The sequence below is a fragment of the Streptomyces sp. NPDC020780 genome, assembly GCF_044334475.1.
In the GTDB taxonomy this organism is placed as follows: domain Bacteria; phylum Actinomycetota; class Actinomycetes; order Streptomycetales; family Streptomycetaceae; genus Streptomyces.
In genome coordinates, this window is record NZ_JBIRTB010000004.1 from 121055 (window position 1) to 145389 (window position 24335).

The 24335-nt window shown below is 73.7% G+C and carries 4 protein-coding genes and 2 pseudogenes; all 6 read right to left on the minus strand.

Features of this window, described 5'->3' with window-relative positions:
• Positions 1-42 precede the first annotated feature (42 nt).
• The 6 genes and pseudogenes from ACH4VO_RS09410 to ACH4VO_RS09435 all read right to left on the minus strand — a co-directional run bounded on the left by ACH4VO_RS09410 (position 43) and on the right by ACH4VO_RS09435 (position 24251).
• Complete coding sequence (locus ACH4VO_RS09410; RefSeq protein WP_398440920.1) at positions 43-4722, minus strand: amino acid adenylation domain-containing protein; 4680 nt, start codon at positions 4720-4722, stop codon at positions 43-45.
• Positions 4723-4773: 51 nt separating this feature from the next.
• Positions 4774-6306 (minus strand): annotated as a pseudogene (locus tag ACH4VO_RS09415) (amino acid adenylation domain-containing protein); the annotation flags it as partial.
• A pseudogene (locus ACH4VO_RS09420) lies at positions 6295-7653 on the minus strand (condensation domain-containing protein); the annotation flags it as partial. The pseudogenes ACH4VO_RS09415 and ACH4VO_RS09420, both read right to left, overlap by 12 nt.
• Positions 7635-22202 (minus strand): amino acid adenylation domain-containing protein, encoded by a 14568-nt coding sequence (locus ACH4VO_RS09425; protein ID WP_360988632.1) that lies wholly within the window; start codon positions 22200-22202, stop codon positions 7635-7637. The gene ACH4VO_RS09425 and the pseudogene ACH4VO_RS09420, both read right to left, overlap by 19 nt.
• Before the next feature lie 408 nt (positions 22203-22610).
• Entirely contained in the window at positions 22611-22829 is a 219-nt protein-coding gene (locus ACH4VO_RS09430; protein WP_360988832.1) for an MbtH family protein, read from the minus strand.
• Positions 22830-23621: 792 nt separating this feature from the next.
• Positions 23622-24251, minus strand: coding sequence for a methyltransferase domain-containing protein (locus ACH4VO_RS09435; protein WP_360988630.1), 630 nt, complete (start codon positions 24249-24251; stop codon positions 23622-23624).
• Positions 24252-24335 lie beyond the last annotated feature (84 nt).

Sequence of the window (24335 nt, forward strand, 5' to 3'; positions counted from 1 at the left end):
TGGCATCGGCCCGTCGGGCGCGCTCGCCGGTGCGTGGACCGGTCAGGCCCTGGCCCGTGCCGGCCGCGGGGCAGGCAGGAAGCCGGTCCCGTGGAAGTAGGTCAGGTAGCGGAACAGGACATCGTCCGTCAGCGGTGGCAGATGGACTCCCAGGGCCCCTGCCGCCTCGGCTGTCCGGCTGGAGTCGAAGCGCGGGTGCTCCGGCCCCTCGCGCCGGGGCCGTCCCTCGCCGCCGAGGAACAGCTGGGCCGCGTTGTCGTGCCGGGCCGCGATGCGCGCCTGCCAGTCCGGTACGGGGACGGTGCGTACCTGGTGGCCCAGGCGGGCCGCCACGTCGAAGACGCGGTCCAGGCCGGGTGCCTCCGGGTTGGTGAGGTGAAAGGTCTCCGTACCCGTGCAAGGGGACGCCGACAGTCGCACCACCGCAGCGCTGACGTAGTCCACGGGCACCCAGTCGGTCGTGCCGTTCGGCAGGTCCGGGATCGCCTCGGCCTGCAGACACCCCTTGATGAGCTGCCACAGCAGGTCACGGTCCTGGCAGGCGCCGGTGGTCGTGTCACCGCTGATGCGGCCGGGGCGGTAGACGGTGACCGGAAGGCCGCGCCCGCGGGCCTGCAGGACGAGCTGCTCGGCGGCCCACTTGCTCTGCGCATATCCGTCGGGCAAGGCGGACACCGGGCCCGTCGGGGTCATCTCCGTGACGGGGACGGGATCGGGACACGGGGCGTAGACGCTGGTGGTCGAGACGTGGTGCATCCCGGGTGAGGCCGAGTCGGCGAGCAGCCGCAGCAGCTCCTCGGTACCGGCTACGTTCGGGGCGCGCAACTCACCGTATCCGGCGGCGAAGTTGACGCGTGCGCCGTTGTGGACGACGGGGCCGAGGCGGCGGACGAGGGCGGTGCGGTCCTCGGGGGACAGGCCGAGACCCGGTGCGGCCAGGTCGCCGGGGACGGGGCGGATCAGGCCCGCGTACCGCGGGTTCCACAGGCGGTAGCGCTCCAGGTTGGCGCGCAGCCGGTGCGCGGCGTGGTGCTCGTCCTTCGCCCGTACGAGGCAGTCGACCGGGCCGCCGGTGGTCTCGATGAGATCGCGCAGGAGGAAGGCGCCGAGGAAGCCGGACGCGCCGGTCAGCAGGGGCCGGGCGGACGGGCGGAAGCGCCTGCCGGAGGGGGCGGGTGCGGGGGCGTCGCCGGTCCGGCCGGTGATGTCGGCCGAGAGCCGGACCTCGGCAGCGAGGTCCGAGTCGGCAGGTTCCCCCCGGTGCTCGCCCCCGGCCTCGCTTTCCAGGAGGCGGGCGACGGCTTCGACGGTGGGTGCCGCGAACAGGGCGCGCAGAGACAGGCGCCGGCCGCACCGCTCCTCGATCCGCCGGGCGAGGGTGACGGCTAGGAGCGAGTGGCCGCCCAGGGCGAAGAAGTCGTCCGTGACGCCTACTTCCGGAACGCCGAGGGTCTCCGCGAAGGCCTCGCACACGGCGCGTTCGCGGGCGCCTGCCGGGGCGCGGCCACCGGCCGGTACGGCCCGGTCGGGTGCGGGCAGGGCACGGCGGTCGGTCTTGCCGTTCGGGGTGACGGGCAGCGCCTCGAGCCGTACGTGTGCGGCGGGGATCATGTGGTCGGGCAGGGTGGCGCCGAGGTGCGCGCGTACCTCCGCGTCGTCCGGGCCGGCCGCGCCGTCCGCCGGCACGGTGTAGGCGACCAGCCGTCGGTCCCCGGGCCGGTCCTCACGGACGACGGCGCAGGCTGCGGCGACGCCGGGCAGGGCGGTCAGGGCGGCTTCGATCTCGCCGAGTTCGATGCGGAAGCCGCGTAGTTTGACCTGGTCGTCGACGCGGGAGACGTAGACGAGCTCCCCGTCGGCCGTCCACCGCACCAGGTCACCGGTGCGGTACATGCGGACTCCCGCCCGGTCGGAAGGGTCGGCCACGAAGCGCGAGGCGGTGAGGGCGGGACGGCCGTGGTATCCGCGGGCCACTCCCCCACCGGCGACATACAGTTCACCGATCACGCCGGGCGGCACCGGTGCGAGCCGGTCGTCCAGGACGTGGACGCGGGTACCGGTGACGGGGACGCCGATGGGCACGGAGCGGTCCGGGGCGGACGGTCCGTCCGCGTGCTGGAAGGCGCTCATGGTCGCGCAGACGGTGGTCTCCGTCGGGCCGTAGGCGTTGACGAGGAACCGGTCCCGTGCCCAGTGGTGCACCAGGGCGGGAGGGCACGCCTCGCCTGCGAGGACCAGCGTGGTCCCGGCGGGCAGGGAGCCCGGCGGCATGACCGCGAGGGCGGCGGGCGGCAGGGTGAGGTGGGTGACACCCCGCTCGCGGACCAGCTCGGCGAGGGTGGGCCCGGGCAGCAGGGCGTCACGTTCGGCGATCTCCAGACAGGCCCCGCTGAGCAGGCCCATGCACAGTTCCCAGAACGCCGCGTCGAAGCTGACGGACGCCATGTGCAGGATGCGGCTCCCCGGAGCGACGCGCAGCCGCTCGCTCTGGGTCCTGGCCATGGCGCCGACACCCCGGTGGGTGACCACGACCCCTTTGGGCCGGCCGGTGGAGCCGGACGTGTAGATCACGTACGCCGGGTGCTCGGGTAGGAGGGTCCGCGCCGGACCTGTGGGGGTGGCAGGGTGCGCGAACGCCGATGTGCCGCCCTCGTCGGCGAGGTAGTCGGTGTCCACGCACGGCACGTCGCACTCCGGGAGCCGGCGGCGGACCGTGGGGGTGGTCAGGAGCAGGCGGGGCCGGGAGTCCTCGAGCATGTAGGACAGGCGCCGCGCGGGATAGTCGGGGTCGAGCGGCACGTACGCCGCCCCGGCCTTGAGGACGCCGAGGAGCGCGACGACCAGGTCGTTGGTGCGGGGCAGGGCGACGGCCACCCGGTCCTCGGGGCCGATGCCCCGGGCGGCGAGGTGACGGGCGAGGGCGTCGGCGCGGGCGTTGAGCTCGCCGTAGGTGAGGGTGGTGCCGGCATCCCGGACGGCCGGGGCGTGCGGGGCGCGCCGGGCCCACTGCTCGAAGAGCGCGGGGACGGGCGACCCGGGCACCTCGTCGGCGGGGCCGCTCCCCCAGGCGGCGAGGCGGGAGCGCTCGGCAGCGGTGAGGACGTCGTACGCGCTCAGCCGGCGTTCCGGGTCGGTGGTGACGGCGTCGAGCAGCAGGACGAGCCGGTCGGCGAGGCCGCGGACCGTGGCCGTGTCGAAGAGTTCCGTCGCGTAGTCGACGGCCCCCCGCATGCCACGGGGTGCGCCGCTCTCGTCGTACGTCTCGGTGAAGGTGAAGGACAGGTCGAACTTGCTCACGCCGGGGTCGACCGGTATGCCGCCCGTGGTGAGGCCGGGGAGGTCGAGCGGGGCCGCGGGGGTGTGGTTCTGGAGGATGAGCATGGTCTGGAAGAGGGGGTGGTGGTTGCGCGAACGCCTCGGGTTGAGCAGCTCCACCAGGCGCTCGAAGGGAATGTCCTGATGCGCGTACGCGGAGAGGTCGAACTCCTTCACCCGTCCGAGAAGTTCGAGGAAGGTGGGGTCGCCCGTCAGGTCCGTGCGCAGCACGAGTGTGTTGACGAAGAAGCCGACGAGGTCGGCGGCGGCCTCGTCGCTGCGTCCGGCGACGGCCGTACCCAGCGGGATGTCGTCGCCCGCGCCGTGCCGGGAGAGCGCCGCGGAGAGTGCGGCCTGGAGCACCATGAAGACGCTGCACCCGGCGGCGCGGGCGAGGTCCGCGATCCGGCGGACGGTGGCGGGGTCGAGGGAGAAGTCGTGGGTGGCGCCGGTGTGCCGGGGTGTGGCGGGACGTGGCCGGTCCCGGGGCAGGTCGGTCACCTCCGGCAGCCCTTCCAACGCATCTTTCCAGAAAGCAAGTTGGGCAGCCACCAGACTGCGGGGATCGTGTTCGTCACCCAGCAGCCGACGCTGCCAGAGAGTGAAGTCGGCGTATTCGACGGGGAGGTCGGTCCAGGCCGGGGCCTCGTCGCGGACGCGGGCGCGGTAGGCGGCGCCGAGGTCGCGGGTGAGGGGCGCGAGGGAGGAGCCGTCGGCGGCGATGTGGTGGATCACGAGGACGAGGACGTGGGTGTCGTCGGCCGGGCCCAGCAGCGTCGCCCGGAGAGGCAGGCGGTGCTCGATGTCGATCGGTGTGGTCGCGGCGGCTGCGATCCGGCCGGGGAGCTCTGCCTCCCGGACGGGTTCGAAGGTGAACGGGAGACGGATGTCGCCGGGGTCGGTGATGTGCTGGTGCGGGCGGCCGTCGCGCTCCGGGAAGACGGTGCGCAGGGCGGCGTGCCGGCTGACGACGTCGCGCAGGGCATGGCGCAGGGCCTCGGCGTCGAGCGGCCCGTCGATGCGGAGAGCGAAGGGGATGTTGTAGGTGGCGGAGGGGCCTTCGAGGCGATGGAGGAACCACAGACGCTGCTGGGCGTAGGAGAGCGGGAGCACGCCGGGCCGTTCCTGCGGCACGAGGGCGGGGCGGGCGGGGCGGGCGGGGCGGGCCGCCTCTTTCAGGGCGGTGGCGAGCGTGGCGACGGTGGGGTGCTCGAAGAGGGTGCGGATCTCCGTCTCCGTGTGGAGGGCGGTGCGGATGCGGCCCACGAGCCGGGTCGCTAGCAGGGAGTGGCCGCCCAGCGCGAAGAAGCTGTCGTCCACGCCGACGCGGGCCACGCCCAGTACGTCGGCGAACAGGCCGACGAGGATCTCCTCATGGGCGTTGCGCGGCGGCCTGCCCGCCACCACGGGCAGGGCGGCGGGCGCGGGCAGGGCCGCCCGGTCGAGCTTGCCGTTGGGAGTCAGCGGCAGGGCGTCGAGTGGCTGGACGACGGCCGGCACCATGTAGGCGGGCAGCCGTCGGCCTACGTGCGCGGCGAGCCGTTCCGGGTCAGGGGTGTGCCCGGGGGCCGCAACGACGTAGGCGGTCAGGGTGCGGTCACCGGGCAGGTCCTCGCGGACGAGGACGCAGGCCGCGCGCACGGACGCGTCGGCGCGCAGGACCCCCTCGATCTCGGCGGGCTCGATGCGGTGGCCGCGGAGTTTGATCTGCTGGTCGGCCCGGGCGACGTGGTGCAGGGTGCCGTCGGCGCCCCGGCGCACGAGGTCGCCGGTGCGGTACATCCGCTCCCCCGCCCCGGTGAACGGGTCGGCGACGAACCGGGTGGCGGTCAGGGCGGAGCGGCCCAGGTAGCCGCGCGCGACGCCCGGGCCGGCGACGTACAGTTCGCCCTCGGCGCCGGGCGGTACGGGGCGCAGGGCCGCGTCCAGCACGTAGCCGCGCATGCCGTCGAGGGGCGTTCCGATCGGCGGCACACCGGCGGGGGCGTCGTCGGGGCGGACGTGGTGGCGTGTCGCGAAGGTGGTGGTCTCGGTGGGCCCGTACACGTTGAGGAAGGTGGTACCGGGGTGCGAGGCGGCGAGGCTCTGCAGCACGCCGGGCGCCGCGGTCTCGCCTCCGGAGGCGACCAGCCGCAGCAGGCCGAGGGCCCCGGGGTCGGTCTCGGCGATGACGTTGAACAGGGCTGTCGTCAGGAACGCCGCGGTCACGCCCTCCCGGGCGACGAGGTCCCGGAGCACGGCGGGCTGGAGGGCGCCCTCGGGTGCCACGACGACGCGGCCACCGGTCAGCAGGGGCGCCCACATCTCGAAGGTGGAGGCGTCGAAGACGTACGCCGAGTGCATCAGGACCGCGTCGGCCGCGCCGTCGCCCCACGTCCGGTCAAGCGCGAGTGCGGTGATGTCGGCGTGCGTGACGCCTACGCCCTTGGGCAGGCCGGTGGAGCCGGAGGTGAACATCACGTACGCGAGCCGGTTGCCGCCCGTGAGGGCGGGGAGGGCCCCCGGGACGGCCGGAGCGCCGTGCCGCACCCGGCCGGCGGCGTCGACGGTCACCACACGGACATCGGGGCCGAGCCGGAGCACCCAGGGGTGCGTGCGGGTGGTCTCGTCGACGATCAGTGCGCGCAGGGATGCCACCTCCGCCACGCGGCTGAGCCGTTCGGCGGGCCAGCGCGGGTCGAGCGGTACGTAGGCGGCGCCCGCGCGCAGGGCTCCCAGCGAGGCGGTGACCACGGCCGTCGAACGGCCCATGAGGACGCCGACGCCGTCCTCCGCGCCTGTTCCGTGCCCCGTCAGAGCGCCGGCCAGCTCGGCCGACAGGCGGTGGAGCCGCGTGTAGGTCAGTCGCCCGCCCGCTCCCGAGACGGCGACGGCGTCCGGGCTCAGGGCGGCACGCCGCGCGACGGCGTCCGGGACGCTCTCCTCCTGGGAGCCGCCTGCGAGCTCCGCACCGCGGCCTCGGGAGACGAGCGCCTCCCGTTCGCCGTCCAGGAGGACGGGAGCGGCGTCGACGCGGCCGTCGAGCCCTGCCGCCATCGCGGTCAGCAGGCGTCGCATGCGGGCGACGACGCGGGCCACCTCGTCGCGGTCGAGGACGGCGGCCCGGTAACCGAAGGTGATCCGCAGTGCGTCGCCCGGGGCGATGGTCAGCGTGAGCGGGTAGTGGGCCGCGTCGGTGCCGCTGATTCCGGTCACGGCGAGGCCGCCGGGCAGTCCCTGCTCGGCGGTGCGCAGGGCCTCGGCGTCCATCGGGTAGTTCTCGAACACCGCCAGAGTATCGAAGAGTTCGTCCAGGTCCGTGACCCCTCGTATCTCGGTCAGCCCCACGTGCTGGCTGCCGAGGAGACGGCCCTGTTCCTCCTGGAGGCGGGTCAGGAGCGCTGCGAGGGTCTCGCCCGGAACCGGGCGGAGCCGTACCGGCACGGTGTTGATGAAGAGGCCGACCATCGACTCGATGCCGGGGATCTCCGGCGGCCGGCCGGAGACGGTGGTCCCGAACACGACGTCGGGGCGCCCGGTGAGGTGCGCGAGCAGCAGCCCCCAGGCGCCCTGGACCAGGGTGTTGAGGGTGAGCCGGTGGGCGCGGGCGGTTTCTCGCAGGCGGTGAGTGGTGGTCGCGTCCAGGTCGAGGACGAGGGTCTCGGGCAGGCACGCCGAGGCCGGCACGTCCGTCCCGGCACGCCCGGCGAGCAGGGTCGGAGCCTCGATTCCGGCCAGGGCGGTGCGCCAGGTGTCCAGGGCGGCGGCACGGTCCTGCTGGGCCAGCCAGGCGAGGTAGGTGCGGTAGGGGGCGACGCGTGGCAGGGTGATGTCGTCGCCCCGGTGGGCGTACAGCTCGAAGAGTTCGCGTACGAGCAGCGGCATCGACCATCCGTCGAGCAGGATGTGATGGCTCGTCATGACGAGCCGGTGGCGTCCGGCCGCGGTGCGCACCAGGGTGAACCGGATCAGCGGCGGAGTGGTGAGGTCGAAGCGGCGGGTGCGGTCGGCGGCGAGGAACGCGGTGAGACGTTCCTGTGCCGTGCGCGTGCCGTCGGCGGCACTCAGGTCCAGTTCCTCCAGGGGCACCGGGACTTCGGCGGCGACCGCCTGCACGGGCTCGTCCAGGTCCTCGTGGAGGAAGCCGACCCGCAGGTTGGCGTGCCGCCGCAGCAGGCCGTCGACGGCGGCGCGCAGGGCGGGGACGTCGACGGGGCCTTCGAGGTCGAAGACGAACTGCGCGGTGTAGACGTCCACGGCCTGGGAGTCGTACAGCGCGTGGAAGAGCATGCCTGCCTGCAACGGCGTCAGCGGTAGTACGTCTTCCAGTCGGAACCCGGTCACTTGCGTCCACCCCACTTGTTCTGCAGTCGGTCGATCTGGGCCTGGTCGAGCGAGACCAGGGGAAGGTCGGAGGGCGTCCAGCCGCCCGCGTCGGGCCGTTCGGCGTGTTCCGCGACGGCGCGCAGCGCGCGGAGGAAGGCGCCGGAGAGTGCTTCCACGCCCTCCTCCTTGAGGAGATCGCTGGGCCAGGTCCAGCGGGTCACCAGGCGCGGGCCGTCCGGCAGGTCCTCGGTGTGGGCGTTGATGTCGAGGACGTGGTGGACGGGCATGTCGGGGTCCTGGGCGCGCGGGCCGCCGCCGTCGAGCAGGACCTCCCAGTCGGCGCCTTCGCCTCCGTCCGCACCGGTGTGCGCGGCGGTGTACCGGCCGAGGTAGTTGAAGCCGATCTGGGGGCTGTGCGCGGTGGCCAGCCGCGGGCCGGTGGCCGGGTTGAGGCGGCGCAGCATCCCGTAGCCGATGCCGTGGTCGGGTACGGTGCGCAGCTGTTCCTTGACGCGTTTGAGGGCGCGTTCGACCAGATCGGCGTCGAAGCGTCCGGGATCGCGGGCGTCGACGGGTCCGGGGTCGAGCCGGACCGGGTAGAGGCTGGTGAACCATCCGACGGTCCGGGAGAGGTCGAGGTGGTCGGCGAGGTGCTCGCGGCCGTGTCCTTCCAGGTCGAGGAGGACGGCGGTGCCGGCCGTCCGGGACCCGCCGGGTGCGGCGGCCCGTTCCGCGCGCCAGGAGCCGACGGCAAGGGCGAGCCCCGTGAGCAGGACGTCGTCCACCCCGGCGTGGAAGGCTGCGGGGGCGGTGGTGAGCAGGGCTTTCGTCCAACTGGCGGGCAGGTGGGTGACCAGGGTGCGCGTCCGGTCGGCGGTGTCCCGATCGGGGTCGAGCGGCCGGTAGCCCAGTTGCGGGTCAGGGGTGCTCACCACCTGCTGCCACAAGCCGAGTTCGGCCTCGCGTGCGGTGTCCAGCGCCTGGGTGGCGAGGAGTTGCGCCCATTGCCGGTAGGACGTGGTGACGGGGGGCAGCGCCGCTGCCCCTGCTCCGCCTGTGACGGACTCCCATGCGACGGCGACGTCGGCGGCGAGGATGCGCCAGGAGACCGCGTCGACGGCCAGGTGGTGCACGACGAGCAGCAGCCGCCCAGGGCTGCGGGGCCCGGCGTCGCACCAGACGGCCTCGACGACTTCTCCCTGTCCGGGCCGCAGCCGTCTGCGGGCCTGTTCGCCGGCCTCGGTGACGGCGGCGCGGACGGCGGCGGCGTCGAGACCTTCGACGTCGATCCGGGTGAAACGGCGCCGGACCGGCACCGAGCCGCGGGGCAGGGCTTCGAGGAGGGGTGCGCCGCCGGCCGGCCGGGTGACGCGCAGGCGGAGCATGTCGTGGTGGTCGACGATGAGTTGGAGCATGTCGACGAGGTCGTCCTCCGCGGCGCCCGCCGGTGTGCGCAGCACCCCGGACTGGTTGTACCCGTCCGTGGCGCCGGGGAGCTCCAGGAACCAGGCGGCGATGGGCGTCGCCGGCATCTCGCCGGTGGCAGGCGCGGCCGGTGCGGCGGTCCTCCGGTCCAGGGAGGTGGCGGCGGCCGCGATGCCCCCTGGGGTGCGGTGGACGAAGACATCGCGTGGGGTGACCGCGAGGCCGGCCTCGCGGACGCGGCTGACGAGCTGGATGGAGAGGATGCTGTCCCCTCCGAGCGCGAAGAAGTCGTCGTCGGTACGGACGGCGGGAGTGCGCAGGACGGAGGCGAAGACGTCGCACAGGATCCCCTCCTGCGGCGTACGCGGCTGTCCGCCCGGCCGGGTGGCGGCGGGGCGCTCCGGGGCGGGCAGGGCGCGCCTGTCGGTCTTGCCGTTGGGCAGCAGGGGCAGCGCGTCGAGGGGGACGAAGACGGCCGGCACCATGTACGGCGGCAGGGCCGGCGCCAGCAGGGCCCGCAGCTCGCCGCCGGAGAGCGGTGCGTCGGAGACGGTGTACGCGACCAGACGCCGCTCCCCGGAGCGGTCCTCCCGGACGAGGACGCAGGCCGCGGTGATCCCGTCGAGCGCGGTGAGAGCGGCCTCGATCTCACCGGGTTCGATGCGGAAGCCGTTGAGTTTGACCTGGTCGTCGGCCCGGGAGACGTAGGTGAGCAGGCCGTCGCTGTCCCGTCGGACGAGGTCGCCCGTGCGGTACATGCGGCTGCCCCCGGGCCCGTACGGATCGGCGACGAAGCGGGAGGCGGTCAGGCCCGGGCGTCCGAGGTAGCCGCGGGCGAGGCCGTCGCCCGCGACGTAGAGCTCGCCGGTGACGCCGGGGGGCACCGGCTGGAGCGCGGGATCCAGGACGTAGGCGCGGGTGTTGTCGACGGGGCGGCCGAGCGGGACGGTCCCCTCCCCCGCCGGGTCGCCGGGTCGCCCGCCGCGGTAGCGGTGGGCGGTGGCGTCGATGGTCGTCTCGGTGGGTCCGTAGAGGTTGTGCACGTCGACGGACCACGCCGAGCGGACGCGCTCCGCGAGGCTCCGGGGCAGGGGTTCGCCGCCGCACAGGACGGCCCGCAGGGCCGTGGGCGCCTCGCCGGTGGTCTCGGTGAGCACGAGCGAGAGGTGCGAGGGCACGAACTGGGCGAGGGTCGTGCCCGCTTCACGCATACGGGTCAGCAGTGCGACCGGGTCGTGGTTGACGGCGGGCGGCACGGGGCAGGTGGCGCCACCGTGCAGGAGGGGCAGCCAGGTCTCCCAGACGGAGGCGTCGAAACTCGGGGACGTGCGGGCCAGGACCCGGTCCCCGGCGGTGAGACCGAGATGGTCCGCCATCCAGGCCATGTGGTTGGTCAGGGAGGCGTGGGTGACGAGGACGCCTTTGGGGCGGCCGGTGGAGCCCGAGGTGTAGATGACGTACGCCGTGTCGCGCGGGTCCGGCGCGGTGGCCGGCGGAGCCGCGCGCCCGGTGGACCAGGCGGCCCGGTCGTCGAGGGCGAGGCAGGGTACGGACGCGCCGTACCGTGCGGCCCGTGTGGCGCCGTGGACGAGGAGCAGCGCCGGCCGGGCGTCGTCGAGCATGGCGGCGATACGCGCCTGGGGGTACCCCAGGTCGACCGGGAGGTACGCGGCCCCGGCCTTGACGACGGCCAGCATCGCCACGACCTGGTCGGCGGTGCCTTCCAGGGCGAGGGCGACGAGGTCGCCGCGGCCGATGCCCCGGCCGTGCAGGTGGTGGGCCAGGTCGTCGGAGAGCGCGTCGAGTTCACCGAAGGTGAGGCGGTGCGCGCCGTCGAGCACGGCGGTCGCCGCGGGGGTCCGCGCGCACTGGGCGCGGAACGCCTCGGGCGCTGTGCGGGCGTTCACCCGCCGGGTCGGGGCGCAGGCGGCGTGGTGGAGGCTCCGCCGCTCGGCCGGGTCCAGGACGTCGGTGGTGCGGACCCGCCGGCCGGGGTCGGCGGCGAGGACGGCGAGCAGGCGGGTCAGCCGGGTGGCGAGAGCGTGGGCGGTGGTACGGGCGAAGAGTTCGGTGGAGAACTCCAGGCTGCCGTCGAGGCCGGCGGGACGGCCGGACGCGTCACGCGTCTCGGTGAAGGTGAAGGTCAGGTCGAACTTGCTGATGCCGGTGCGCACGGGCTGTTCCGTGACCGTGAGCCCGGCCAGGTCGACCTCGGCGTCCGCCTGGTTCTGCAGGACGAGCATGGTCTGGAACAGCGGGTGGTGGTTCTGGGCCCGCGCCGGGCTCAGGGAGTCCACGAGCCGCTCGAACGGTACGTCCTGGTGGGCGTAGGCCGCCAGGTCGAACTCCCGGACGCGGTCGAGCACCTGGGCGAAGGTGGGGTCACCGCTCAGGTCGGTGCGCAGGACGAGGGTGTTGACGAAGAAGCCCACCAGGTCGTCGAGGGCTTCGTCGGTGCGTCCGGCGACGGCGGTGCCGAGCGGGATGTCGTCCCCGGCGCCGTGCCGGGCCAGGAGCACCGCCAGGGCCGCCTGGAGCACCATGAAGAGGCTGCACCCCCGGGCACGGGCGAGTTCCGCCAGGGCCCGGTGGGTGTCCGCGCCGACGGGAAAGGCGAACGCGTCGCCGCGGTACGCCGTGACGGTGGGGCGTGGCCGGTCGTAGGGCAGATCGAGCAGGCCGGGGGCTCCGGTGAGCGCGGTGCGCCAGTACTCCAGCTGACGTGCGGCCCGGCTGTCCGGGTCGTCCGCGTCGCCGAGCAGCGCGCGCTGCCACAGGGTGTAGTCGGCGTACTGGACGGCGAGTTCCGTCCAGGAGGGCTCCACGCCTTCGACGCGCGCCCGGTAGGCCTGTCCCAGGTCGCGGGCGAGCGGGGCGAGGGACCAGCCGTCGCCCGCGATGTGGTGGACGAGCAGCACGAGGACGTGGTCCTCGGTGTCCAGCCGCATGAGCCGGGCGCGTACGGGGAGGTCCGTACGCACGTCGAAGGCGTGCGCCACCTCGGCGCGCAGGATCTCTTCGAGGTGGGCGGGGTGCACGTCGCGGGGCGTCAGGTCGAGGTCGGCGCCCGCGGCGTCGAGGACGGCCTGACGCGCGACGCCGTCGGTTTCGGGGAAGACGGTGCGCAGGCTCTCATGGCGTTCGACGACGTCCGCGAGGGCGCTTTCCAGGGCGTCCGCGTCGAGTGGGCCGCGCAGGCGCAGCACGAGCGGCACGTTGTACGTGGCGCTGGGGCCCTCGAAGCGGTTGAGGAACCACAGCCGCTGCTGGGCGTAGGACAGCGGCATCGGGTCAGGGCGGGCCGGGGCCCGCTCCAGGGGGCTCCGGGCCGCTTCCGCTCCGTTCAGCGCGGCGGCGAGCGCCGCCGGGGTGGGGTGTTCGAAGAGGGCCTTGACCGGGATCTCCACGCCGAGTGCGCGGCGCATGCGCGCGGCGAGGCGGGTGGCGAGCAGGGAGTGGCCGCCCAGTGCGAAGAAGTCGTCCTCCGCACCGACCGTGTCGCGGCCGAGCACGTCGGCGAAGAGTCCGCACAGGATCTCCTCGCGGGCACCGCGGGCGCTGCGCCCGGCCGGGGCGTGCTGCCCGGGCGCGGGCAGCGCGCGCCGGTCGACCTTGCCGTTGACGGTGAGGGGCAGCGCTCCGAGCAGGACGAAGGCGGAGGGCACCATGTAGGCGGGCAGGGACCGGCCGACGGCGCGGGCGAGGTCGGCGGTGTCGGGGCGCGCGCCGTCGGCGGGCACCACGTAGGCGACCAGCCGTCGGTCGCCGGGCGGATCCTCGCGGACGACGACGAAGGAGTCGGCGACGCCGTCGCAGCAGGCGAGCACCCCTTCGATCTCGCCGGGTTCGATGCGGTAGCCGCGCAGTTTCACCTGCGCGTCGGCGCGGCCGACGTAAGCGATCCGGCCGTCGCGGGTCCAGCGGACGAGGTCGCCGGTGCGGTACATGCGCCCGCCCGCGGGATCGAAGGGGTCGGCCACGAAGCGGGTGGCGGTAAGCCCCGGAAGGCCCGTGTAGCCGCGGGCCACGCCGTGTCCGGCGAGGTACAGCTCTCCGACGACCCCCGGCGGTACCGGGCTCAGTGAGCCGTCGAGGACGTGGGCGCGCATGCCGTCCAGGGGGCGGCCGATGGGCGGCGGACCGGGCGGCAGGCCGGCCGTCACGTCGTGGCGGGTGGCGAAGGTGGTGGTCTCCGTGGGTCCGTACACGTGCAGGACGCGCACGCCGGGCGCGGTGCCGGCGACCCGTTGCATCGTGTCCGGGGAAACGGGTTCCCCGCCGGCGCAGACCAGTCGCAGTCCGGCGAAGGCGCCCGGGTCGGTCTCGGCGATCACGTTGAACAGAGCGGTCGTCAGGAAGACGGCGGTCAGATGCTGTTCGTGGACGGCGTCGCCGAGGACGCCGGCCTCCAGGACGCCGTCGGGGGCCACGACGATCCGGCCGCCGCGCAGGAGCGGAACCCAGATCTCGAAGGTGGAGGCGTCGAAGACGTACGCGGAGTGCATCAGGACCGCGTCGGCTGCGCCGCCGTCCCAGGCGGAGTCGGCCGTGAGCGCCACCACGTCGGCGTGGGTGACGCCGACACCCTTGGGTGCGCCGGTCGAGCCGGAGGTGAACATGACGTAGGCGAGCGCGCCGGGGCCGGGCACGGCGGGTGGGTGGGCCAGTTGCTCGGGAGCGCCCCGCAGGATCCGGCCGAGCCGGTCCACGACCACGACCGGGAGCCGGCGGGCCGCCTCGGCGACCCAGACGGTGGCGAGGGCGTCCTCGTCGACGACCAGGACCTGTACGGCCGCCACCGCGGCGACCTGGTCGAGTCGTTCCCCGGGCCAGCTCGCGTTCAGCGGGACGTAGGCGGCGGCCGCGCGGACGGCGCCGAGCGAGACGGACACCACCGCGGGCGACCGGGTGAGCAGGACGCCGACTCCCGCCTCGACGCCGGCGCCCAGGCCCGCCAGGGCGCGTGCGATCTCGGCGGAGACGCTGTCCAGTTCGGCGTACGTGAGGGTGGCCTCGCCGTCGGTGACGGCCACGGCCGCGGGTGTGCGGCGCGCCTGGGCCGCGAAGAGCACGGGGAGGGTGGCGTCCCCGGTGCTCGCGGGCAGTGGGCGTCCGGTGCCCCGGTGTGCGAGGTGGGCCTGTTCCTCCGGGGTCATCAGGGCGTAGCCCGTCAGGGGCAGGCCGGGGTCGGCGGTCACCTGCTCCAGGAGACGGACCAGGCGGGTGGCGAGGGTTTCGACGGTGGTCCGGTCGAAGAGGGCGGTGGCGTACTCGATCCCGGCGGTGAGGCCGCGTCCGGCCCGCTCCTCGGTGGGTGCGGCCGGTTCTTCGGTGAGCCCGGCCCGCTCCTCGGTGAAGGCGAAGGTGAGGTCGAACTTGCTCAGGCCGTTGTGCACGAGCCGGTCCTGGACCGTGAGTCCCGGCAGCTCCGCGTGGACCGCGTCCTGGTTCTGCAGGACCAGCATGGTCTGGAACAGCGGGTGGTGGTTGCGCGCCCTGACGGGGTTGGTGCTCTCGACGAGACGCTCGAAGGGAACGTCCTGATGGGCGTACGCGGCCAGGTCGAACTCCCGTACTCGTACGAGGAGTTCCTTGAAGGTCGGGTTGCCGGACAGGTCCGTGCGCAGGACCAGCGTGTTGACGAAGAAGCCGACCATGTCCTCCAGCGCCTCGTCCGGGCGGCCGGCGACGGGCGAGCCGAGCGGGATGTCGTCACCCGCGCCGTGCCGGTGCAACAGGGTGGCCACCGCTGCCTGGAGCACCATGAACAGGCTGCTGCCGGACTCCGCGGCGAGGCGCAGAAGGCGGGTGTGCAGGCGGGAGGGGACCTCGAAGGTGTGAACGGCTCCCCTCGGGTCGGCCGTGACCGGGCGGGGCCGGTCCAGCGGCAGGTCGATCAGACCCGGCATGCCTGCCAGGGCGGTGTGCCAGTGGTCGAGTTGCCGGCGCAGGACGCTGTGCGGCTCGGTGCCGTCCCCCAGGACCGCGTGCTGCCAGAGGGTGTAGTCGGCGTACTGGAGAAGGGTTCCGGCCGGCTGCTCGGCCTTCCGGCCCGCCAGCCGGGCCCGGTAGGCGTCACCGAGGTGGCGGGCGAGCGGGGCGAGCGACCAGCCGTCGGCCGCGATGTGGTGCAGGACGAGCACCAGGACGTGGTGACCGGGTGCGGCGCGCAGGAGCAGGGCGCGCAGCGGCGGATCGGCGACGACGTCGAACGGCTCGCGTACGGCGGCCAGGACGGCGTCCTCGAGTGCGGCGGGTGCCGAGGGCACCAGGGGTAGGGAGGGTGCGGCGGAGTCGGCCGGAATCACCACCTGGTGCGGGACGCCGTTCCGTTCGGGAAAGACGGTGCGCAGCGCCTCGTGGCGCTGCACGACGTCGCGCACCGCCGCGCGCAGGGCGTCCGTGTCGAGGTCGCCGTCGAGTTCGAGGACGAGCGGGATGTTGTAGGTGGAGCTGGGACCTTCGAGCCGGTTCAGGAACCACAGGCGCTGTTGCGCGGGGGACAGCGGCAGCGGGTCCGGCCGTTGCGCGACGGGCACCACCGGTGGGCGGGTCGGGCCCGGTGTGCCGAGGGCACGGGCCAGGCCGGCGACGGTCGGGTTCTCGAAGAGGGTGCGTACGGCGATCTCGGCGCCCAGGACGGCACGGACGCGGCTGACGACGCGCATGGCCAGGAGCGAGTGCCCCCCGAGAGCGAAGAAACTGTCGTGCGGTCCGACGCGGGACCGTCCCAGGACGTCGGCGAAGATGCCGGCGAGCAGGTCCTCCCGCGGGGTGCCGCCGCCCGGCCCGCCGGACGTGACGCCCCCGGCCGCGGGTTCGGGCAGGGCGCGCCGGTCCACCTTGCCGTTGGGCAGGAGCGGGAGGCTGTCCAGGACGACGACGGCGCCGGGCACCATGTAGTGCGGCAGGGTCTCGGCGAGGCCGTCGCGCAGGGCGCCGGGGCGCGGTGCGGGGTCCGCCGTCACGGCGTAGGCGGCGAGTACGCGCCGGCCGTGCGGGTCCTCGCGGATCACGGCGCAGGCGGCGGTGACTCCGGGTATCGCGAGGAGCGCGGCCTCGACCTCTCCCAGCTCGATGCGGAAGCCGCGCAGTTTGACCTGGTCGTCGGCACGGGCGACGTAGTCGAGCAGTCCGTGCCGGTTCCACCGGACGAGGTCGCCCGTCCGGTACATGCGGGCGCCGGCGGCGTCGAACGGGTCGGCCACGAACCGGGCAGCGGTCAGGGACGGCCGGTCCAGGTACCCACGGGCGAGGTTGGGACCCGACAGGTACAGCTCCCCGGTGACGCCGGGTGGTACGGGCCGCAGCCGGCCGTCGAGGACGTAGGCGCGCATGGTGTCGACGGGGAGGCCGATCGGCACGGTGTCGGAGGGTGTGCGAACGTCCGCCTGCCCGTCGGTCTGCGGTCCGTGGGCGCGGTGGGCGGTCGCGTCGATGGTCGCCTCCGTCGGCCCGTAGAGGTTGTGCACCTCGGTCCGCCACAGCTCGGCGACGTCGTCGGCGAGGGCGCGCGGCAGCGGTTCGCCGCCGCACAGGACGGCGCGCAGTCCGGGGAGCGGTGCGGCGTGTGCCGCCTCGGTGAGGACGAGGGCCAGGTGCGAGGGCACGAACTGCGCGACGGTGACGCGGAATCGGCTCATCCAGGAGACGAGGGTGCCGGGTTCCCGGTTGGCGTCGGCGGGGAGGAGACAGACTTCCGCGCCGTTCGTCAGCGGGAGCCACAGCTCCCACACGGAGGCGTCGAAGCTGGTGGAGGTGCGGGCGAGGACCCGGTCGTCCGGCGTGACGGCGAGGTGCCGCGCCATCCAGGCCATGTGGTTGGCGAGCGCGGAGTGCGGCACGACCACGCCCTTGGGGCGGCCGGTGGAGCCGGAGGTGTGGATGACGTAGGCGGGGTCGGCGGGGTGGGGGGTGTGCGGGAAGGGCCCGGTGGGCCCGGTGGGTCCGGTGGGGCGGGCGGCCGGGGTGTCGAGGGCTAGCCAGGGTACGTCGCAGGCGGGAAGGACCGCGTGGACGTCCGTGGTGGTGAGCAGCAGGACGGGGCGTGCGTCCTCGAGCATGTACCGGATGCGCGCGGGCGGGTACTGCGGGTCGACCGGGAGGTAGGCGGCGCCCGCGCGCAGTACGGCCAGCATGGCGACGACGGTGTCCACGGACGGCGGGACGGCGAGCGCCACCCGGTCCTCGCGGCCTGCGCCCCGCCCGCGCAGGACGTGGGCCAGGGTGTCGGCGCGGGCGTCGAGTTCGGCGTAGGTGAGGCTCGTGTGCTCGTCGCGCACGGCGACGGCGTGGGGCGTGCGCACGGCCCACTCCCGGACCGCTTCGGGGGCGGTACGGGTGGGCGGTGCGGGCTCCGGCCCCCGTCCGAGGCCGAGGAGGCGGTTCCGCTCGTCCGGCGCGAGGGGGTCGAGGTCACCGACCCGGCGGCCGGGGTCGGTGACGGCCTGGGTGAGGACGCGGGCGAAGCGGGCGGACAGTGCGTGGGCGGTGGCGGCGTCGAAAAGGTCGGTGGCGTATTCGAGGTGGCCACCGATGCCGCGCGGGGCGGTGCGGGCGTCTGCCGACGTGCCCCCGGCCGGGGCGGGTTCTTCGGAGGGGCCGGCGACCTCGGTGAGCGAGAACGTCAGGTCGAACTTGCTGGCCCCGGTGGGCCGGGACCGGTCGTGGACGCTGAGGCCGGGGAGATCGAGCCTTGCCCTCTCCTGGTTCTGGAGGACCAGCATGGTCTGGAAGAGCGGGTGGTGGTCTCCGGAGCGCTCCGGGTTCACCGCCTCCACGAGCCGCTCGAAGGGGAGGTCGCCGTGGCTGAAGGCGGCGATGTCGAACTCCTTCACCCTCTCCAGCAGTTCACGGAAGGTGGGGTCGCCCGACAGGTCCGCGCGCAGGACGACGGTGTTGACGAAGAACCCGACCATGTCGTCGAGGGCCTCGTCGGTGCGCCCCGCCACCGCGGTGCCCAGCGGGATGTCGGTGCCGGCACCGTGGGCGTGCAGCGTCACGGCGAGGGCCGCCTGCAGCACCATGAAGGGGGTGCAGCCGGTGGCACGGGCCAGCCGGGTGAGCGCCGCGTGCTCCGGTGCGGGCAGGGTGAAGGGGACCGCGGCGCCCCGGTGGCGGGCTACCGCCGGGCGCGGCCGGTCGAGCGGCAGGTCGAGCAGGTCGGGGGCGCCCCGCAGCGCCTCCTGCCAGAAGGCGAGCTGGCGCGCGGCCAGGCTGTCCGGGGCGCGGCCGTCGCCGAGCAGCCGGCGCTGCCAGAGCGTGTAGTCGGCGTACTGCGCCCGCAGCACGGGCCAGCCGGGCGTGTCCGCGCCGGAGCTCCTGGCGCGGTAGGCGGCGCCGAGGTCACGGCACAGCGGGGCGAGGGACCAGCCGTCGGCGACGACGTGGTGCAGGACGAGGAGCAGGATGTGGCGGGCGGGGCCCAGGCGGAGCAGGTGTGCCCGGAGGCCGACGTCGCGCGAGAGGTCGAAGGGCGCCGCGGACAGGCGGCGTACCGATTCCTCTGCCCAGGTGTCGGCGCTCTCTCCGGCCGGGGGCTTTTCGACGGGGAGGGGGACGAGTGCAGCGGCGGCGGACGCGCCGAGGATGTCCTGGCGGGCCACCCCGTCGTGCTCGGCGAGGACGGTGCGCAGGCTCTCGTGCCGGGCGACCACGTCGGCCAGGGCGCCGCGCAGCGCTTCCGTGTCGAGGGGGCCTTCGAGTTCGAGGACGAGGGGGACGGTGTAGGTGTCGTCGGGGCCCTCGACGCGGTTGAGGAACCAGAGGCGCTGCTGCGCGAAGGACAACGGCACCACGTCCGGTCGTGGCTGCGGGGTGAGGGGCGGCCGGGCCGTCCCGCCGGCGTCGAGGACGGCCGCCAGTGAGGCGACCGTGGGGTGCTCGAAGAGGGTACGCAGATCGATTTCGGCGTCCAGGGCGGCACGCACCCGGCCGGTGAGGCGGGTGGCGAGCAGGGAGTGGCCGCCGAGGGCGAAGAAGTTGTCGTCGGTGCCGACGGCTGGCACACCCAGGACGTCCGCGAACAGGCCGGCCAGCACCTCCTCGTAGGCGGTGCGCGGGGCGCGGCCCGCGGTGGCGGTGGCGTGGGGGGCGGGCAGGGCCCGGCGGTCGACCTTGCCGTTGGCGTTCAGGGGCAGCGCATCGAGGCTGACGAACGCGGAAGGCACCATGTACGCGGGCAGCGCGCGTCCTGCTCTGCGGGCCAGGGCGGCATCGTCCGGCCGGGTGCCCGGTGCTCCCACGACATAGGCCACGAGCCGCCGGTCGCCGGGTACGTCCTCCCGGACCAGGACGCAGGCGGCCCGCACGGCCGGGTCGGCGAGCAGGGTGTTCTCGATCTCGCCCGGCTCGATGCGGTACCCCCGGAGCTTGACCTGCCCGTCCACGCGTCCGACGTACTCGATGTCGCCGCGCGCGGTCCAGCGCACGAGGTCTCCGGTGCGGTACATGCGGCCACCGTGCGCGTCGTACGGGTCGGCGACGAACCGGGTGGAGGTCAGCGCCGCGCGCCCCTGGTATCCGCGGGCGACGCCGTGGCCGCTCACGTACAGCTCCCCCACGACACCGGGCGGCACCGTCGCCAGGGTGTCGTCGAGCACGTACAGGCGCATCCCGTCGAGGGCCCGGCCGATGGGCGGGACGCCCGGCGTGCCGGTGGCGACCTGGTGGCGGGTGGCGAACGTGGTGGTCTCCGTGGGCCCGTAGACGTGCAGGACGCGCGTGCCGGGTACGGCCGCAGTCACCCGCTGCATCAGGTCCGGGGTGGCGGCCTCGCCGCCTGTGGCGACGAGGCGCAGCCCGCGGAAGGCCATGGGATCGGCCTCGGCCACCACGTTGAAGAGAGCCGTCGTCATGAACAGTGCGGTCACTTCGTGGCGGCGCACCAGGTCTTCGAGAGCCGGCGCCTCCAGGACCCCGGCAGGCGCGACGACGACGGACCCGCCGTTCAGGAGCGGCACCCATATCTCGAACGTGGAGGCGTCGAACACGTACGCGGAGTGCAGCAGCACCGCCTCGCACGCACCGTCCGTCCACGCGGTGTCGGCGGCCAGTGCCAGGACGTCGGCGTGGGTGACGCCGACGCCCTTGGGCAGGCCGGTCGAGCCGGAGGTGAACATCACGTAGGCGAGCCGGTCGGCGCGGGAGACTCCGGGCAGCGGTCCCGGCCGCGGCGGGGCGCCGCGCACGACGCGGCCGAGAGCGTCGACGACGATCACCGGCAGGGTGGCGGCCGCCTCCTCGACCCAGGGCCGGGTGGCGGTGGTCCCGTCGACCACCAGAGCGCGGACGTGGGCGACCTCGGTGACGCGGCGAAGCCGCTCGGCGGGCCAGGCCGCGTCCAGGGGCACGTACGCGGCCCCCGCACCGACCGTGCCGAGCGTGGCGGACACCAGGGCCGCCGACCGTCCCACGAGGACACCGACTCCGTCCTCGTCACCGATGCCCCAGCCGGCCAGGGCGCCGGAGAGGCCGTCCGCCGCCTGCGCCAGCTGCCGGTACGAGAGGGCGACGGCACCGTCCACCACGGCCGGGGCGCCGGGCGTCAGACGGACCTGTGCGCCGAAGGCCTCCGGCAGGCTCGAGGCCGTCCTGGCGCGCGGCAGTTCGGCACCCCGCCCCTGGGCGAGCAGCGTCGCGGCGGCGATGCCGTCGAGGAACGGCACGTCGCGAAGGGGTGTATCGGCATCCGCGTGGGCCAGAGCCGTCAGGTAGGAGACGAGCGCCCGCTGGAGCAGCCGCACGTCCTCGGGGTCGTACAGTTCCGGGTTGGCGTCGAAACCGATCAACGGCGCTTCGCCCTCCGCCCGTTCGGAGACGAAGAGGGACACGTCGTCGACCGGTCCGACGGACAGCACGCGGGAGGGTGCCGGACTGCCTGCGAAGTCGAGGTCGTAGTCGTAGCCCATGATGTTGACGACGACGTCGGTCAGGCGCGCGGTGCCGTCCGTCATGTTCAGCTCACGGGCGAGTTGTTCGCGGGAGAAGCGGCGGTGGCGCAGGGCGCCGGCCATCTCCGCGGCGACGGTGCGCACCAGGGCGCCGACTGTCATGTCGGCGGTGACTGTCAGGCGGAGCGGCAGGATGTTCGAGGTCATTCCGACGACGTGCCGCAGCCGGCCGTGCCGGCCGTTGGAGGCGAGGCCCACGGTGACGTCCTGCGCGCCGGTGACGCGGCCGACGTAGGCGGCGACCGCGCTCACGAGGACGGCGGTCCATCTCGTGCGGTTGCCGGTGGCGAGCCTGCGCAGGTCGTCGAGGACGGTGACGGGGAGTGTCTCGCCGGTGTGCATCCGGACATCCGCGACCGGGGGTGTGTGGGGCGCGGGCCCGGGCCCGGCGGAACGGGCCGGTGCTGCCTGGGGTTGTGGTGTCCGGGTGGGTACGGTCTGTGTCAGTGGGGCCTGCGCCGGGGCGCTCTGTGCCGGGGCGGCGGTGCGCCGTCGGACGAGAGCCGGACCGCCACGCGCATGCGCCTCGCCACCTCCGGCACCCGCGCCCGCCACGTCGGCGAACTTGCGGGTCCAGTAGGCGCGGTCGACCTCGTACCGGTCCGAATCGCGGTAGGTCACCTCGTCGGCCACGAGGTCTCGCAGTGGCGCGGCGGGCAGCTGGGCCGTGGCAAGGTTCTCGCCGCGGACGGCACGCCCGTAGAGGTCGGCGACGGTGCGGCCGAAGACGGCGCCGCCGAGGCCGTCGACGGCGATGTGGTGGAAGCGGACGTACCAGTAGTGCCGCCGGGCGCCGAGACGCAGCAACGCGAAGTGGTGGCGTGGGGCATCGAGCCGGTCGACGCCGGCCATGTCACCGGCCATGTAGCGCTCGGCTGCGGCGGCGGGGTCGTCGGAGCTCGTCAGATCGACCACGTGGAGCCGGTCGCTGTCGGCCGTGGGGTGGCGGACGACGCGCTGACGCACTGTTTCGCCCTGGGGGACGAACTCGAGGTGGAGGCTGTCGCACAGGGCCACGGCCCGGCCGAGCGCCACGGTGAAGCTTTCCTCGTCGAGGTCACCATGGATTTCGAAACATTCTCCGATGTTGTATTTCGGGCTGTGCGGGTCGACGAGCTGCCCGTACCAGACGCCTTGCTGAGCCGCGGTCAGTTCGAGAAGGTCTTCAGGCGCCGTGTTCGGCGGAGGTACACGGTTTTCCTGCATGCCGGTCCACACCTTTGGGGAGAGATTCAGGGGACGGTGAACAAAAGCCGGGCGGAACCGACCATGCGAGTGCACAGCTCGTCGATGCCGGGGTCGGCGTGAGGGGAGATGAGCCATGCGGCACCCGCGCGCCGCCAATGAGCCGGGACGGGCATGCCGACGGACCGCCCGAGGGGGGAATCCTGTCGCCTCGCGTCGTCTCGCGTGCGTCATGGGCGGGCGGGTCCCAAGACTGCCTTCCATGGCACGGAAAAAAGCATGCGCAGGCGAAATAGGCAGATTCGAAAATAGGCGGCAACCACTTGATCACGTCTGATCAGTTTCGCTCACGGAAGAGCGAAACTGATCAGATCGCTGCACCCCCATGCCGCTTGACTTGGGGAAACACCTCGACGTCCGGCCGTCGTCCTATCCGGCGTCGGCTCCCATCGCCCGCACCAGACTGGCGGGGCGCATATCGGTCCAGGCTCCTTCTATGACGTCCAGACATTCCTGGCGCGTCCCTTCGGACCCATAGACGCGCCAGCCACCCGGAACCTCGATATGCGAGGGCCACAGGGAATACTGACCCTCGTCGTTCACCAGCGCCACGAACCGTCCCGACTCGTCATCGAAAGGATTGGTCACGGCCGTCCCCCCACCTGTTCTCACGCTTTCCACGTCATGTCCATCAACTGTGCCCAGGCCAATCGTGTCGGTCATTCCGCGCCACCGCGCCGAACCCCCACTCTCTGACCGATCCAGGGTTAACCCGACAGCACCCGTTCACGCCAATCACATTAGAGGACCGGGGGCAAGGAAAGGCGCGCATTCACCAGATTGCCCGCACGTAGGCAATGAGCCGACAGGAGGCACGACCACGCCAGGGATTTACCGAAGAGCCCTCTGCGGAAACATTCGGCCACCAGATGTCCGTATGGTGCGGTTAGAACTGGATATGCACCGCACGTTTTCGGATAGCCTCCGGCGTACGCCCGCGCACACCAGAAGCATGTGAAGATCACGTCGAGCCCCCGTACGCCGGGTGCGCGCCCCCACCTGACCAGCCAGGCGGATGGGGCCGCCGGAGAGAGATCGCCGAACAGGGCCGCGAGATCGTTCGTGTGACAGGGGTGGGAGCCAGAGGTGCCATCGGTCACCCCGGCAGCGTGCGGTCGTCAGCCGGCCTGGCGCCCCTCGCGCCCACCCACTCGACCGCCCAGTGGGCGCAGTGGCGGGCCGCCGTGGCGGTGCCGCCACCCCGGTACGCACAGGAGATCGCCGCCACGGGCGCATTCCCGACCGGGAGGGGCGCGGAAGACCAGGCGCTAGAACGGCTCAAGGGACCCGGCGCCGCCGAGCGGTGGTTCGGCCCACGGCCCCCGTCACGCCCTCCGGTTGAGCCGGCCCTCGGAGGGACGCGCGCGGGCCTGTCCGGTCTCAGGGGCGGCGGGCCAGCACGTGGGTGTCGAGGAAGCCGCGTTCGGAGACCGGATCGTGAAGCAGCCGAGCGACCACGGAGAGCCCGGCCGCGGTCAGCAAGTTGGCGAACCGGTCGGCCGGCCAGCTGTAGGCAGGCGCCACCTTGTGATCGAATCGGACCGGCTCCGTCCCCTCGGTCCCGAAGAACGAGACGAGGAGGATCCCCCCGGGCGCCAGGACACGCACCTGTTCGGCGAGCAGCGCGGGGAGCTCCCCGGGCAGGGTGTGGATCATCGAGTAGTGGGCCAGCACTCCGCCGAGCGCACGGTCCTCGACCGGCAGAGCCTCCATCCTCGCCTCGTCGTAGCGCAGCGCCGGATGTGCCCGCCGAGCGTGGGCGATCATGGCCGGGGAGAGATCGATTCCGAAGGCGTCCAGCCCCAAGTCGTGCAGCATCGCCGTCAGATGCCCCGGTCCGCACCCGACGTCGGCTGCCCGCAGATTGCCCGTCCCGCGCACCAGCTCGGCGAAGGTACCGACCATGGCCCGCGCGAACGGCTGAGTCTCCAGCCGGTCGGCGAACATCGACGCATAGAGCTCGACGACCCCGTCGTAGGCCGCCCTGGTCCCGTCCTGGTAGTCCGCCACAAGGAAGAAGCTAACACCCGCATCGGTCGCAGCAGTTGTCCGGGCGCCACGAGTCAGCGGGGGCACTCACGCTTACTGCGGCAC

Bases quoted from the DNA above. Each gene is read 5' to 3' on its own strand.
- ACH4VO_RS09425 (WP_360988632.1), bottom strand. From the start codon at position 22,202: ATGCAGGAAAACCGTGTACCTCCGCCGAACACGGCGCCTGAAGACCTT.